This window comes from Flavobacterium sp. UBA5153 (genome assembly GCA_002413745.1).
Taxonomy (GTDB): domain Bacteria; phylum Bacteroidota; class Bacteroidia; order Flavobacteriales; family Flavobacteriaceae; genus Flavobacterium.
Genome location: DHXP01000043.1, coordinates 36827 through 53580, shown reverse-complemented (window position 1 = coordinate 53580; position 16754 = coordinate 36827). Strand labels below are relative to the sequence as shown.

Below are 16754 nucleotides of genomic sequence, written 5' to 3'. Positions count from 1 at the left end.
ATAATACTATTTAATGCAAAACCTTCAGGACAACAAAGAAAAAATAAATCTGCATCACGGGAGCGGCGGTGAACATACGACAAGGCTTTTGAATGAAGTAATTTTTAAACATTTGAATAATCCAATTCTGAATGTAAGGCATGATGGAGCCTTTCTTGATATACAAGGGAAATTAGCTTTTACCACCGATAGTTACGTGATTAGTCCAATTTTTTTTAAAGGTGGGAATATCGGCGAATTAGCCGTTAATGGAACCGTAAATGATTTATCAATGTGTGGTGCAATTCCCAAATATTTATCCTTGTCTTTTATTATTGAAGAAGGATTTGGAATCGAAGAATTTACCGAAATCATCAAATCTATCAGGAAAACTGCCGACAAGGCAAACGTATTTATTGTGACCGGAGATACTAAAGTGGTTGAGAAAGGGAAAGGAGACAAGATTTATATCAATACTTCAGGAATTGGTGTTTTGCACGAAAACGCCAATATTAGAATCGACAGGATACAATCCGGAGATTCAATAATAGTTAATATGCCAATAGCTTCTCACGGAATGGCGATAATGTCTGAAAGAGAAGGGTTACAGTTTGAAAGCGAAATTCTCAGTGATACGACCAATCTAAATAAAATTGTCGAGTCGTTGATGGACAAATGTGGAGAAGATATTCATTTTTTGAGAGATGCCACTCGCGGTGGATTAGCATCGGTATTGCACGAAATTACGACTGAAAGCAATCTCGGAATGCTTCTGGAAGACGAAAAAATTCTTGTCGAAAGTCAGGTGCGAAGTGCTTGCGAAATTCTTGGGCTTGATCCATTATATGTTGCAAACGAAGGGGTTTTTGCCTGCATAGTTTCGAAATCTGTCGAGAATGAAATAATGGAAATCTTGCAATCATTGGGTCAAAACCCATCCATAATCGGCAAAATAACCAATGATGTGAAAGCTAAAATTATTCTGGAAAGTGCCTTTGGGGGCAAAAGGGTAGTGAGTCCGTTAATTGGGGAACAGTTGCCAAGAATTTGTTAGAACATAAATATTTGAACAGCTTAAACACAAATTAAACACCTTGATTTATCACAATGAATTCCGGATAATCAAGGAACATTTATTTTCTATTTGCTCTTTCTTTCCATTCAATATCATTTTTGCCAATATTTTTCCCATTGCTTCAAAATCAGTAGAAATAGTGGTAATGCCATTTTCTACCACTTTTTTTAATGGTGTTTCGTTGTAAGAAATAATTCCAAAGTCTTGACCTAGTTTTAGATTTTGAAGTTTCGATTTTTCGATTACACTTACTAAATCCCTGTCATTTGGTATGATATATATTTCTCCTATTTTTATTTCTCTGTTGGTAAACTCTGTAATAATTTCATATTCTATTAAAAAATCAATGCAAAATTTTTCGAATCCTTCTTTCATCCCTAGGGGTTCCCTAAATCCAGGAAAGATCAAAATCAGTTTTTTATATTTAAATAATTTAGATTTTCCTTTTAATAAAGCGTCATAAATATCTTTCTTGTGATTTTGATAAACTGCGGGAAAGGTTTTAAGTTCCGAATTTGTTTGGTCTAATATATAAACTTCATTCACCGGTAGGGTTTTTATAATCGAAGCGGCTTCGGCTAAATTGGTTGGCATTATGATGTATTTTGTATAATTTCCATTGCTGTCATTTATCAATTTTTGAAAAACCTGAATATTAAAATGATGGAAGAAAATATCTACTTGGACATTTTTTCCAATGCTTTCCAAAAACGAATTGTAAAGGTCTTCCTTGAAAATATTCAACTCCTCAAAAAGTAAAAATATCCTTTGTTTTATGGTGACTTCAATGCTTTTTATATAGTAGCCTTTGCCGAGAATAGCATAAATAATACCTCTCTTTTTTAATTCTTCATAGGCCTGCAAAACGGTATCACGTGACAAAGAAAACTCCATGCAGACTTTGTTTATTGATGGCAATCTTTCGTCTTTTTTTAACTTTTCATCTTCAATTGCCTTTTCAATAGATAGGATAATTTGCTTGTATTTTGGTATGCCAAAATTGTTTTGAATTGAAATAATTTTCATAAAAAAATATTTTTTTGCAAGATACACAAAATAACTGGTAGGTACTGGTATGTAAAAATATAAAAACAGTATAATTTTGAATTTCGTTTTTGATAAAAAAGCAATGGAAATAAAACACATATCACATTTTACAACTGGTTCCACAGCGAAATTATTTGGTTTAATGCCTGATGGAGAAGCTATTCATTCTTATGAATTAACCAATAAAAACGGAATGCGATTAAAAATTATCAATTATGGGGCTACCATTACGGCATTGAAAATACCATTAAAGAATGGTGAAATTGTAGATGTTGTTTTGGGGTTTGACAATTTAGAATTGTACTTAAAATCATTCGATTTAGAAAGCGCACCTTATTTTGGAGCAACCGTTGGCAGATTTGCGGGTCGTATCAATAATGGTACTTTTAGTTTGAACAATGAAACCTTTCATTTGAATAAGAACAACAATAATCATTCGCTTCACGGTGGGAATGCCGGTTTTAGTCAAAAGGTCTGGAAAGTTAAAAATGTAAATTATGATAAAAATCCATCAATAACTTTAACCTATTTTAGTCCTGATAAGGAAGAAAATTATCCAGGAGATTTAACAGTGGAACTGACCTATACTTTGTCCGAAGAAAACGAATTAATTATTGACTACAAAGCAATGACAACTGAAGATACTGTCGTAAACTTAACCCATCATAGTTATTTCAACCTCAATGGTCATAATTCAACTGTTTCTGATCAAGAGCTATTTGTGAATTCAATAAAAATATTGGAAACTAGCAATGAAAATATTCCAACGGGAAAATTAGTTGATTTGTACAATCACTCGTTTGATTTTGGTTTGCCAAAAAAATGTCCTTCAAAAATTGACAATACCTATATTTTAAATAAAGAGAACAAACTAGCAGCATCGTTTTTCAGTAAAAATAACAATCTGAAAATGTCGGTTTATACGGATCGGCCGGCGGTTCATATATATGTGGGAGGTAATTGTTTTGATATTATAAAAGGCAAGGAAAATGCAAATTATCATTCTTTGAGTGGCATTTGTTTCGAAACTCAGAATTTTCCTGACGCACCCAATCACAGTCATTTCCCGAACGCTGTTTTGAAAAAAGGAGAAACCTATTCGCACAAAACAACTTTTAAATTTGAAATGTATTAATATCATGAAAAAAACAAGAACCTTATTGTCGTTGGTGCTTTTATTGTCATTGATTTTTTCTTCATGCAGTAAAGCTCAAACCCCTGAAACAACACCAATGGCGGTTGCATTTGCAAAAGGGGCTGATGTGGGATGGTTATCGCAAATGGAAGCCACGGGATATAAATTTTATGATACTGACGGCACACAAAAGGATTGTTTGCAATTGCTGAAAGATAGAGGGATTAATACGATTCGCCTTCGCGTTTGGGTAAATCCTTCAAACGATAAAGCAAGTGGACATTGCAGTAAAGCCGAAACGGTAGCCATGGCATTGCGAGCTAAAAACATGGGAATGCGCATCATGATTGATTTTCATTATAGTGATTCTTGGGCAGATCCGGGTAAACAAACAAAACCTGCCGCTTGGACAAATCATACTTTTTCAGAATTATTGAATGATGTTTACAATCATACTTTTGATGTGTTGAGTGCGCTAAAATCAGCGGGCGTAACTCCCGAGTGGGTGCAAATTGGCAATGAAATTCCGGGAGGAATGTTGTGGCCGGAAGGGAGCTCTTCTAATTTTAGCCAACTAGCTCAATTATTAAACAAAGGATATGAGGCTACAAAAGCTATAAATTCAGATATCAAAGTAATCGTTCATATCGACCAAGGTAACGACAATTCTAAATTCAGATGGTTTTTTGACAATGCCAAAGCCAACAATGTAAAATATGACGTAATTGGAATGTCCTATTATCCGTATTGGATAAAAAGCGATTACACGGCCACGATTGCCGACTTGGGAAATAATCTAAAAGATATGGCTTCAAGATACGGAAAAGAAGTGATGGTTGTAGAAGTTGGAGGCGATTACACTTTGGTACAAAACACCAAAGATATGTTGGTTGCAGTTATAAATGCTGTAAAAGCGGTTCCAAATAACAAAGGACTTGGCGTGATTTATTGGGAACCCGAAGGCGAAAAAAGTTGGAGCGGCTATCAATTGAATGCTTGGCAATCTGACGGAAAACCTTCACCAGCATTAGATGCTTTTAAAAATTAAATTACAAAAAAACAATGAAATTCATTTTAAGAAATATCCTTTTTTTAGTACTACTATTTTCTTTTGGAAAAGTCAATTCACAATCCAGAACGAAAGTCAATTTCGGTGGGGATTGGGAATTCAAAAGAGTAGAAGTAAATTCTAATTGGGAGAACATCACTATTCCACATACGGATAAAATCGAACCTTTGGTGGTTATCAAACAGTTTCAAGGGACTTCTTGGTATCAAAAAAAGTTCAAAGTTGCCAATTCTAAAAACAAGAAAGTCTTCCTTTATTTTGAAGGTGTGATGCAAGAAGCCGATGTTTGGATCAACAACCAAAAAGTAGCCAATCATAAAGGCGGATATTTGCCTTTTACGGTGGATGTTACCGCTTTTCTACATTCAAAAAAGGAAAATATCATTAAAGTCAAAGTTAATAATGAAGACAATCCGGAATTTCTTCCAGGAAAGCCTTTGAAGGATTTAGATTTTAATTATTACGGTGGAATTTATCGAAATGTTTATTTGGTTACAACCCAAAAATTTTACATTACCAATGCCGTAAATGCCAACAAAAAAGCAAGTGGCGGTATTTTTGTGAATTTTGACAATATCAATAAAGACAAGGCGGAAGGAACGGTTCAAGTTCATTTAAAAAACGAATTTGTTGTTGAAAAGAAAGCCTATTTGAAATTTATTTTAACTGATAGAGACGGCGAAAAACTAGAATACAAATCAGGTGATTTTACCATAAATCCTAATGACGAGAAAGAAATTACGCAGAATATTTCAGTGATAAATCCGAAATTATGGTCAATAAACAAGCCAAACTTATACAATTTAGAAGTTGAGGTAATTTCGAATAATCAAATTATTGACAGTTATTCTGAAAAAATCGGTATCAGAAAATCAGAAATAAAGAGCGATGGTTATTATCTCAACGATGAAAAATTATACATAACAGGAACGAACGAACATCAGGAATATCCGTATTTAGGGTACGCCATTTCCGATGAAGCACAATATCGCGATGCCGTGAAAATCAAAAATGCAGGTTTTGATTTCGTGAGATTATCCCATTATCCGCATGCCGAAGCTTTCCTAAATGCGTGTGACGAATTGGGGATTTTGGTCATGAATAGTTTGCCTGGTTGGCAGTTTTTTGGCAATGAAACGTTCCAAAAAAATGCGTTCGAAAACATTCGGGAAATGGCACGAAGAGACCGAAATCATCCGAGCATTATTTTTTGGGAAGCTTCTCTAAATGAAACGGGCATGAGTGACAGTTTTATGAAAGAAGCCACCAAAACTTTAAAAGAAGAGTTGCCTTTCAAGAATAATTACAGCGCAAGCTGGATTGATAACGAGGCTTACGATATTTTTATTCCAGCACGCCAGCACGCAAAGGCGCCGGATTATTGGACAAAATACAACAAAGGAGACAGAAAAATTCTCATCGCCGAATATGGTGATTGGGAATATTATGCCCAAAATGCAGGCTTCAATCAAAAAGAATTTTCGAATTTGAAAGAAGACGAAAGAACTTCGCGTCAGTTGCGAAGCAATGGCGAAAAACGATTGTTGCAACAGGCATTTAATTTTCAGGAAGCGGCAAATTCTAACAGAAAAGGAGCGCAAACCATTGGCGAGGCCAACTGGGTAATGTTTGATTACAATCGTGGTTACAGCCCTGATTTGGAAAGTTCAGGAATAAGCGATATTTTCAGGATTCCGAAATTTGCCTATTATTTTTACCAAAGCCAACGCGATGCGAATGTGGTTTTAGATAAAAAATTGGTTTCTGGGCCAATGGTGCATATTGCTAATTATTGGACCGAAAATTCGCCGTTGAATGTGACCGTTTACAGCAATTGCGATGAAGTTGCGTTGTATTTAAATGACGTTTTAGTTTCGAAAAAGAAACCTGATTTAAATAAAAGCAACGATTCTTTAAATCATCCGCCATTTGTTTTTAAATTAGCCCAATTTATTTCAGGAACTTTACGAGCCGAAGGTTTTATCAATGGAGAAAAGGCAGCCACAAACGTTGTTAAATCTCCGGAAAATGCTACCAAAATTGAGTTGAGTTATGATAGTTCTTCAAAAATCATCAATCCTGATTTTCCGGATATGGTTTTTGTTTATGCAAAAATTACGGACAACAACGGAACCATAATTCCAACCGCAAATAATGAAGTGACTTTTACTTTGAATGAAGGAAATGCGGAGTTAATTGGTGAAAATCCAGTGAAAGCGGAAGCCGGAATTGCAACTATTGTTCTTAAAACACGGGATTTAAAAAATCCAATAAAAATCACTGCCACATCAGAAAAATTACAAACTAATACCCTTTTAATTTTAAAATAATGAATGACATATTAATTAAAAAAACGACAACTTTTTTTCAAACAACTTTTGGTTCATCTCCAGAAAAAATAGTGCTTTCGCCGGGGAGAATTAACATCATTGGCGAACATATCGATTACAACGACGGATTTGTTTTGCCTGCGGCAATTGACAAAATTATTTGTTTTGCTTTCGAAAAAAACAATTCAAATCAATCTAAAATAATGGCAATAGACCTTGATGATGAATTTGAAATTGATTTGGCGGATACGATGCAGCTGAATGAAAAAGTTTGGACAAATTATTTACGTGGCGTTATCAATCAATTGAAAATTAACGGCTTTTCTTTTGAAGGTTTTAATTGTGTTTTTAGCAGTAATATTCCTGTTGGTTCCGGTTTGTCTTCATCGGCAGCTTTAGAATGTGGTTTTTTATTTGGGATTAATGAACTTTTTAATTTGAATATAAAACCATTGGATATTGCATTAATGGGACAAAAAGCAGAACATTGGGTTGGTATTAATTGTGGTATAATGGATCAGTTTTCGAGCGTTTTTGGTTTGGAAAATAAAGTGATAAAAATTGATTGCAGGACATTGGAATTTGAATACCATGACGCCAATTTCAGTGAATATTCCTTAATTTTATTCGATAGCAATGTGAAACATTCGCTGTTTACATCGGCCTATAATAAAAGACGGGAAGAATGCGAAGAAGGATTGGCAATAATCAGAAATAATTTTCCGGAAATCAATAGCTTTAGAGATTGTAATGAGAGTCAGGTTTTAAGTTTAAAAGACAAAATGAGCGAAGATGTCTTTAAAAGAAGTCATTTTGTAGTAAAAGAAATTGGAAGAGTAATTAAGGCTTGTGAGGCATTGGACAATGGGAATATTGAAGTTTTAGGACAACTAATGTTAGAAACTCACGAAGGTTTATCATCCGAATATGAAGTAAGTTGTGCCGAATTAGACATGCTGGTCAATACGGTAAAAATGGAGAAATCCGTAATTGGTTCCAGATTAATGGGTGGTGGTTTTGGAGGTTGCACGATCAATTTGGTAAAAAAAGGCCACGAAGAAGACCTCAAAAAAAGACTTTCCGCGCTTTATTTTGATGCATTTGGAATAGAATTAAAAAATTATGATGTTAAAATCGGAAACGGTACATCACTTTACACCGCTAATTAAATGAAAAATTTCGACATCAACGAAGACCCGCACAGACGCTACAATCCGTTAATCAACGAATGGGTTTTGGTTTCTCCGCACCGCTCCAAACGTCCTTGGCAAGGGCAAAATGAAACCGTGCATTCGGATGAATTGCCTGAATACGACCCAACTTGTTATCTGTGTCCGGGAAACGTTCGTACCAGCGGATTGAAGAATCCAGAGTATGAAAATTGTTTTGTTTTTGAAAATGATTTCGCCGCTTTGAAGCAAGAAGAAATCGTTTTTGAAGACAATAAAAAAGAGACTTTTTTCAAGGCACAACCTGAAAGAGGTATTTCAAGAGTGGTTTGCTTTTCGCCAAAACACAACCTTACACTGCCCGAAATGCCTGTTGAAGCCATAGAAAATATCATTCATTCCTGGCAAAAAGAATATATAAATTTGGGCAAAATAGATTATATCAATCATGTTCAGATTTTTGAAAATAAAGGAAGCGTTATGGGGTGCAGCAATCCACATCCACACGGACAAATTTGGGCACAATCTTCCTTGCCAACCGAAGTGGAGAAAACCCAAAACAACCTAAAAGCGTATTACGATAAACACCAAAGTAACCTTTTGCAGGATTATTTACAGGAAGAATTGAAGTTGAACGAAAGAATCGTAATCGAGAACAATCATTTTGTGGCGCTTGTTCCTTTTTGGGCGATTTGGCCTTATGAAACGATGATTATCAGCAAGCGTCATTTCGGAAAAATCACTGATTTAACCGAGGAAGAAACGACCGCTTTTGCAACAATTTTAAAACAATTGACAACTAAATACGACAATCTTTTTAAAACCTCATTCCCTTATTCGTCAGGAATTCATCAAACGCCAACTGATGGAAACCCGCATCCGGAATGGCAATTTCACATGCATTTTTATCCACCATTATTGCGTTCGGCTACCGTGAAAAAATTCATGGTGGGCTATGAAATGATGGGTGAATCGCAAAGAGATATCACTCCAGAAAAAAGTGCTTCTATTTTAAAAGAGCAATCAGATCAACATTATAAATTATCAATAAAAACAATTAATCAATCATAAATTGATAGCGTCCCAGTTTTGGGAACAGAGAATTGTAAAAGAATAAAGGCAGGTTTTAATTGTGAAAATGGTGGTCAAAAGGAAAATTTCCTGACGACTTGATTTAATGATGGGGAAGATAAACGCAATGGGGCTTGATTATGACATCGAGATAGAATCCAAAAGGATTAATCAGTTTGAAATACGTTCACAATCTACATTTACCGATGTAGTTGAGTTTAATTAATTATTTAATAATAATAGTGATACTTTCACTATAAAACAATCATTATCCATGAAGAAAAAAATAATTTTAACTTGCGTTCTTGCAAGTATTTTTTCCGTTGTTTTTGCACAAGATAAGCCTGTTGTCAACGATTGGGAAAACCCAGCAGTTTTTCAGATTAATCGTGAGCCGGCTCGTGCAGCCTTTCTTCCTTATGCCGATGCATCATCTGCCATTGCCGATGACTACACACGTTCTCCCTGGTTTCTGAACTTGGACGGAAACTGGAAATTTTCTTGGTCTCCAACTCCTGATCAACGCCCGAAAGACTTCTTTAAAACAGACTTTAATACAATCAATTGGAAAGAAATTTCCGTGCCTTCAAACTGGGAATTGAAAGGATACGGAATTCCAATTTATACCAATATTACCTATCCATTTGTTAAAAATCCGCCTTATATCGATCATGCCGATAATCCTGTTGGTTCATATCGCCGTACTTTCGAATTGCCGGCAAACTGGAACGAACGTCATGTTTTCCTTCATTTCGAAGCGGGAACTTCAGCCATGTATATCTGGGTAAATGGAGAAAAAGTGGGTTACACCGAAAACACTAAAAGTCCGGCTGAATTCGATATAACTAAATACGTAAAACCAGGTAAAAATTTGGTAGCCGTTGAAGTATATCGTTGGAGTGATGGTTCCTACCTCGAAGATCAAGATTTTTGGCGTTTATCAGGCATCGATCGCGACGTATATCTTTACAGTACAGGCAATGCCCGAATCGCTGACTTCTTTGCCCGTCCCGACCTTGACGGTTCCTATAAAAATGGAAGTTTGTCGGTTGATATTAAGCTGAAAAACTTGAACTCGGCTGTTAAAAAGAACCAGACAGTAGAGGCTAAATTAGTGGATGCATCCGGAAAGGAAGTTTTTACAAAAGCAATAAAAATAAATTTGGGAGCGAATGCCATTGAATCGACCACCTTCAAACAAAATGTTTCCGCACCTAAATTATGGAGCAACGAAACGCCAAATCTTTACACATTATTACTCACGCTAAAAGATGAAAACGGCAAGTTTATTGAAACGGTTTCTACTCAAGTCGGTTTCCGAAAGGTGGAGTTGAAAAATGGACAATTGTTAGTCAATGGTATTCGAATTATGGTGCATGGCGTAAACATGCATGAGCACAATCCCGTAAATGGACATTATCAGGACAAAGAAACCATGATGAAGGACATCCGCCTGATGAAACAATTAAATATTAATGCCGTACGATGCAGCCATTATCCAAACAACTTGATGTGGGTGAAACTTTGCAATCAGTACGGATTGTTTTTAGTCGATGAAGCCAATATTGAAAGTCACGGAATGGGTTATGGAAAAGAAAACATGGCATATAATCCTGCTTGGGATAATGCCCATTTGGACAGAACATACAGTTTGGTGGAACGAGATAAAAATTTCCCTGCAGTCATTATCTGGTCTTTAGGAAACGAGGCAAGTAATGGTGATGTGTTCAAGAAAACGTATAAATGGATAAAAGAAAGAGATAATACACGGTTGGTTCAATTTGAACAAGCTGGTGAACATGAAAATACAGATGTGGTTTGTCCTATGTACCCGAGTATAGCGTATATGAAAGAATATGGGAATCGCGAAAATGTGAAACGTCCGTTTATTATGTGTGAATACGCTCATGCCATGGGTAATAGCAGTGGGAACTTCCAGGAATACTGGGATATTATTCGCAGCAGCAAAAATATGCAGGGAGGATTTATTTGGGATTGGGTGGATCAAGGTATTCAGATGACAGATGAAGTAGGACGTAAATATTGGGCGTATGGCGGAGATATGGGAAGCCAAAATTACACCAATGACGAAAATTTCAATCACAACGGATTGGTTTGGCCTGACCGCATACCACACCCAGGTGCTTTTGAAGTAAAAAAAGTGTATCAAAATATTCTGTTCACAGGGATTGATCTGAAAAAAGGACTTATCCAGGTGGAAAATGGATTTGGCTATACAAACCTTGACAAGTACCTGTTCAAATACGAAGTTCTGGAAAATGGGTTGGTTATCAAGACAGGCACTGTTGATGTACGCCTTGCGCCACAATCGAAAAAACAAGTTCAACTTGAACTGCCAAAACTATCAGCAAAAGACGGCGTAGAATATCTTTTGAATATTTTCGCCTACACACGGGTTGGTAGCGAGGTTTTGCCTCAAAATTTTGAAGTAGCACGTGAACAGTTTAAAATCGGGGAGGACCGATACTTTGCTAAGGCAGCCGAAGCAGGTGAAACTCCAAACGTGAAAGAAGATAAAGATCGTATAACCCTTAGCGCAGCCGGTGTTGAAGTGGAAATAAGCAAGCACAGTGGTCTGATCCAACAATACAAATCTAAAGGTGAACATTTTTTCAATCAATTGCCGATTCCTAATTTCTGGCGTGCACCAACTGATAATGATTTTGGAAACAATATGCAGGTAAAAAGCAATGTATGGAGAACTGCCGGTAAAAACGTTTCTCTGAATAAAATAGAGATAAAAGAAGAATCCGGCAAAACAAGCGTTGTGGCAAACCTATACCTGAACGATGTAGCATCGGACTACACCATCACCTATACGATGAATGCCGATGGTAGTTTAACGGTATTAGCTTCATACAAGGCCGGAACCAATCAATTACCTGAAATGCCACGCTTCGGAATGATATTCTCCCTCAATAAAGAGTTGGATAATTTCGACTATTACGGACGAGGTCCCTGGGAAAACTATGTCGACAGAAACACAGCTTCCTTGACAGGAATATACAATAGCAAAGTAGCCGATCAATATGTTCCTTACACCCGTCCTCAAGAGAATGGTTACAAAACTGATGTTCGTTGGCTGACTCTCACCAATAATTCAGGGAATGGTATTCGAATAGAAGGTTTGCAGCCAATATGTGTAAGCGCTTTGAACAACTATCCCGAAGATTTTGATCCGGGATTGACAAAAAAATACCGTCATACCAATAATATTACCCCTCGTAAAGAAGTTATTGTTTGCGTCGATCTGGCACAACGTGGCGTGGGTGGTGACAATAGTTGGGGAGCATTGCCACACGAACAATATCAATTGAAAAACAAAGAATATAGCTATGGTTTTGTGATTAAACCTAATAAAAAATAATGATTATCCCTAAAATCGCCTAAAGATAAAAAACACATAGAAACATAGAAAAAATGAAATTGACAAAAAAAACATTTAATCCTCGATAGCTATCGGGACTGATGAAATCTATGTTTCTATGCGTTTAAAAAAGGTGCAAAATATCGTCTTGGTATTTAATGGGACAAGCATATAAATGATGAATATAAATCAAATACAAGAAATTATGGGGGATATGAAATGTGGGGTAAATCACAAGGAGATATCGCTCCCGATGTTCATCATGAAAATACACAGTTGTAAATCAAAATCAATAATTTAAAATAAACAGTATCAATCCGAGATTACATCATTTTTTTATTCTATTTCCTATATATTGTAAGTTTTTAATTTTGTATTTATCACAATAAAATTCAAAATTGAATAATGATAATGATGGTTTTTGGCAAAATGTTATTTGATTTCTGTTTTTTTACGGTATTCATTTAAATTATGAACTAAAAAAAAAAATAATTCAATAAAATAATTGTCAATTTAACAAATAATAATATATTTGAAAAATATATTGTATATATAATCATTAATAATTATAATGTAATAAGGGTTAGTTATACAATAATTTAGGTTCATCCCATAATAGTCAATATTCCAGGTGAGAATCAAATTGTGGAAGTTATTTGTAATACACGCAGGAAAGAGGTTTTGTATTGTGATGTTTCATCCGGCCGATTCCGTAAACTTTTCGATTTTTTAGAAGGATTAGATTATACAATAAAAAGTTTTTGCATTGCGCTGTATCTGTTATAGCAGCCAATGTAAAATATGAATAAAAAACCTATGAAATAGTATAACATTTTGAAATTTTATTAAAACACCAATTACCTATGAACAAGAATCTTGCTTTCGCTGATTACGCAGTATTTATTATCTATTTTATTGTGGTATCCACTTATGGCTATACCATTTATCGTAAACGCCAAAAAAATGAACATGATGCCAAAGCTTACTTTCTTGCTGAAGGAACACTTACATGGTGGGCAATTGGTGCCTCTTTGATTGCCTCTAATATATCTGCAGAGCAGTTTATCGGAATGAGTGGAGAAGGATTCTTCTTAGGAGTCGCAGTTGCAGCTTATGAGTGGATTGCTGCCATAGCATTGATAATTGTGGCCGTTTGGTTTATACCTGTTTATCTGAAAAACAAAATATACACGATGCCTCAGTTTTTGAAAACGAGGTATAATGAATCTACCGCTTTAATTATGGCCGTTTTTTGGTTGTTTTTATATGTATTTGTAAATTTAACTTCTATCTTATATTTAGGGGCTGTAGCCATAAATGGAATAGCTGGTGGGGAATACCTTCACGTTATAATGATAGGACTTGCCCTTTTTGCCTTACTGATATCTTTAGGAGGTATGAAGGTGGTTGCTTATACTGACGTAATTCAAGTAGCAGTTTTAATAATTGGTGGATTGGTTACCTCATACATCGCTTTGACTACCGTTGCTGAGCATTTTGGCGTGGGATCAGATGCCATAGCAGGGTTTAAAGTATTGATGAGGGAAGCTCCGGAGCATTTTAAAATGATCATACCTAAACCAACTGCTACCTCTTCTCAAAACGACATTAATAAGTATCTTACTTTTCCGGGTTTATTGTCCTATTTGGCTGGTATCTGGATTATTAACCTTAATTATTGGGGTTGTAACCAATACATTACCCAAAGAGCATTGGGAGCCGATTTACAAACAGCCCGTACAGGAATTTTGTTTGCAGGACTTTTAAAATTAGTGATGCCCGTAATTGTTATGTTACCTGGTATTGCTGCTTATGTTTTATATTCGAAAGGATACTTACCTCAATTAGTAGGGGGTAAAGACGGGGCTTATTCAGCGGTGCTTACTTTTCTGCCAACAGGTTTAAAGGGTCTATCTGTTGCTGCCTTGACAGCTGCAATTGTAGCTTCCCTAGCTGGTAAAGTAAATAGTATTTCTACCATTTATACGTTGGATATACATAAAAAATACATTCAAAAAGAGGCCGGAGAAAGACAGCAAGTGAACGTAGGAAGAATAGCCGTTTTTGCAGCAATGCTTCTTGCCGTTTTATTTACTTGGAATGATTTATTAGGAATTGGTGGCGTGGGTGGATTTACCTATATCCAGAAATATACAGGCTTTATTAGTCCAGGTGTTTTTGCTATGTTTTTCCTTGGGATGTTCTGGAAAAGAACTACTGGTACTGCTGCAATAGTAGGAGTTATTGCAGGATTTTTACTATCAGTTTTGTTTAATGAATTTGCGCCAATGTTATTTGGTAATGAAACTCTTTTATATACGGCTTATGCCAATGGAAAAGGTGCTTTTGAGATACCATTTCATATTTGTATGGGATTGTCATTTTTGTTTACAATGATTCTTATGATTGCCATTAGCTACGCTGGACCAAAAGTAAATCCAAAAGCGTTTGAGTTAGATACAGAAATGTTTAAATTAAAACCTCAAACGACGGTTTTGATTGTAATAACACTTTTGATTATTTTTGCTTTGTATGTTAAGTTCTGGTAAAAATTAATAATTTCGTTATCACGCAAAGTTTACAGTCTTACAAGTTTGTAATGCTGTAAACTTTGCGTGACAACAAATTTAGCACCATTGCTTTTTTGAAATATGGAAATTAGAGGTCCATCTCAATAGCATCTGGGTTTTGTTAATAGCAAGCTGTTCGAAAGTGACAGCAGATTTCTGATAAAAACATTTTAAATAAATATAACTAATTATTAATTATCATGGACAGAAAGAAAAAGACATTAAACCAAATTATTGAGCAAGGCATCCTGCCCCTTTATTTTCATCCTGATGCAGACGTAAGTATGCAAATACTGAAAGCCTTGTACAATGCAGGTATCCGAGTAGTAGAATACACAAACCGGGGAGAAACTGCAGTAGATGATTTTTTGCAACTACGAAAATTTGTAGGCAAAGAATTACCTGAATTACAGTTAGGCATTGGTACAATCAGGAATAAGATAGAGGCAACTGAATTTATTAATGTAGGGGCCGATTTTATTGTTAGCCCTGGCGTAGTAGAAGCTATTGCTGAATTGGCAGAAAAAAACGATATACTTTGGGTGCCGGGTTGTTTGACTGCAACAGAGATTATCCTTGCGGATGATTTGGGAGCCCAATTGGTAAAACTTTATCCCGGAAGTTTATTGGGACCTGCTTACCTAACGGCTATGAAGGAAATATTTCCACATTTGTTGTTCATGCCGACAGGAGGTATAGAAACAAGTGAAGAAAATTTAAGTAGTTGGTTTGAAAGCGGAGCAAGTGCGGTAGGGTTAGGAAGTAAACTTATCAGTAAAAATTTTGTGGAAAGAAAAGATTATATAGGGATAGAATCATTAACAAAACAAACTTTAAAAATTGTACAGGAAATAAAAAGTCGTTAATTGTTGTATTGCATTTTTTTTACAATAAACTGTTTAAATTAAAACCTCAAATAGCGGTTTTGATTATAATAATACTTTTGATTGCTTTTTAATAACTATTTTTTATAACACTAAAGTAATCTAAATCAAAAGCCGTATGGTTAAGAGCAGACAGTATTTCAACTGCTGAAAAACTTAACCATATGGCTTTTTAAAAATAAATATCAGTAAATATGCAGCGTTATTCTCAACAAAAACGAGTTTTATTTGCGGTCGATTGTATCATTTTTGGATATGATGGACAGGAGTTGAAATTGTTGGTTATAAAAAGGGGTTTTGAACCTGAAAAGGGAAAGTGGAGTTTGGTAGGAGGGTTTATAGGTGATAACGAAAGCGCAGAAGGAGCTGCAATGAGGGTTTTAAAAGACCTTACAGGCTTGGATGGATTATACATGGAGCAATTGCACGGCTTTACAGAACCGGATAGAGATACCGTTGAAAGAACCATTTCTATTGCCTATTTTGCTTTAATAGACATTCAAAAATACAATCAGCAAATCAATGAAGATTATCATCCTGCATGGTTTTCCATCAATCAGTTACCCGAATTGATTTTTGACCATACCGCCATTGTAGAACTGGCCAAAGAAAAATTACGGTACAAAGCGGCACTCCATCCACTCTTATTTGAATTGTTACCTGATAAATTTACCATGCCACAATTGCAGAGTCTTTACGAGGCTGTTTATAATACGGAATTTGACAAGGGAAATTTTAATCGTAAGTTGTTGTCCACTAAATTATTATTAAAACTAAAGGATAAAGACAAACTAAATTCTAAAAAAGGAGCCTTTTATTATATGGTAGATACCAATAAATATAGTGAGAGTTTTAATATATTTTTAAATTTTGTACCTAGCCAGAATGCTAATAAATAGGTTTTTAGTCCGATTATAATGAATTAAGTATATACATAAATAGTTATATAATATCTAATACCAATTGCTAATACATGTTAGTCTAATTTTTTTGTCAGTTCGAGCGCAATCGAGATGAAATAATAGTTCTCGACTGCG

11 protein-coding genes are annotated in these 16754 nt (G+C 35.4%); 10 read left to right on the top strand and 1 reads right to left on the bottom strand.

Features of this window, described 5'->3' with window-relative positions; genetic code table 11:
* The first annotated feature begins 13 nt into the window (after positions 1-13).
* Positions 14-1033 carry a hydrogenase expression/formation protein HypE gene (gene hypE / locus B2145_RS09030; RefSeq protein ID WP_291101239.1) on the top strand — a complete coding sequence of 340 codons (1020 nt, stop codon included), beginning with the start codon at positions 14-16 and terminating at the stop codon, positions 1031-1033.
* Positions 1034-1081: 48 nt separating this feature from the next.
* On the opposite strand, the gene B2145_RS09025 is transcribed toward hypE, so the two are convergent.
* On the bottom strand, positions 1082-2080 hold the full coding sequence (locus tag B2145_RS09025) for a GntR family transcriptional regulator (protein ID WP_291101236.1): 999 nt from the start codon (positions 2078-2080) through the stop codon (positions 1082-1084).
* Positions 2081-2183: 103 nt separating this feature from the next.
* On the opposite strand from B2145_RS09025, the gene B2145_RS09020 reads away from it, so the two are divergent.
* The 9 genes from B2145_RS09020 to B2145_RS08980 all read left to right on the top strand — a co-directional run bounded on the left by B2145_RS09020 (position 2184) and on the right by B2145_RS08980 (position 16616).
* Complete coding sequence (locus B2145_RS09020) at positions 2184-3236, top strand: aldose epimerase family protein (protein WP_291101233.1); 1053 nt, start codon at positions 2184-2186, stop codon at positions 3234-3236.
* A 4-nt stretch (positions 3237-3240) separates the two neighbouring features.
* Positions 3241-4284, top strand: a complete 1044-nt coding sequence (locus B2145_RS09015; protein WP_291101232.1) for a glycoside hydrolase family 53 protein — start codon at positions 3241-3243, stop codon at positions 4282-4284.
* 14 nt (positions 4285-4298) lie between these two features.
* Positions 4299-6635 (top strand): glycoside hydrolase family 2 protein, encoded by a 2337-nt coding sequence (locus tag B2145_RS09010; protein ID WP_291101229.1) that lies wholly within the window; start codon positions 4299-4301, stop codon positions 6633-6635.
* On the top strand, positions 6635-7804 hold the full coding sequence (gene galK / locus B2145_RS09005) for a galactokinase (RefSeq protein WP_291101226.1): 1170 nt from the start codon (positions 6635-6637) through the stop codon (positions 7802-7804). Before B2145_RS09010 ends, galK begins: the two co-directional genes overlap by 1 nt.
* A complete protein-coding gene (locus B2145_RS09000) occupies positions 7805-8875 on the top strand; it encodes a UDP-glucose--hexose-1-phosphate uridylyltransferase (RefSeq protein ID WP_291101223.1) in 1071 nt (356 codons plus the stop codon).
* Positions 8876-9149: 274 nt separating this feature from the next.
* Positions 9150-12263 carry a glycoside hydrolase family 2 TIM barrel-domain containing protein gene (locus B2145_RS08995; RefSeq protein ID WP_291101220.1) on the top strand — a complete coding sequence of 1038 codons (3114 nt, stop codon included), beginning with the start codon at positions 9150-9152 and terminating at the stop codon, positions 12261-12263.
* Positions 12264-13126: 863 nt separating this feature from the next.
* On the top strand, positions 13127-14812 hold the full coding sequence (locus tag B2145_RS08990; protein WP_291101217.1) for a sodium/sugar symporter: 1686 nt from the start codon (positions 13127-13129) through the stop codon (positions 14810-14812).
* 221 nt (positions 14813-15033) lie between these two features.
* Positions 15034-15699, top strand: a complete 666-nt coding sequence (locus tag B2145_RS08985; protein WP_291101215.1) for a bifunctional 4-hydroxy-2-oxoglutarate aldolase/2-dehydro-3-deoxy-phosphogluconate aldolase — start codon at positions 15034-15036, stop codon at positions 15697-15699.
* A 212-nt stretch (positions 15700-15911) separates the two neighbouring features.
* On the top strand, positions 15912-16616 hold the full coding sequence (locus tag B2145_RS08980) for an NUDIX hydrolase (protein ID WP_291101212.1): 705 nt from the start codon (positions 15912-15914) through the stop codon (positions 16614-16616).
* Positions 16617-16754: the final 138 nt, after the last annotated feature.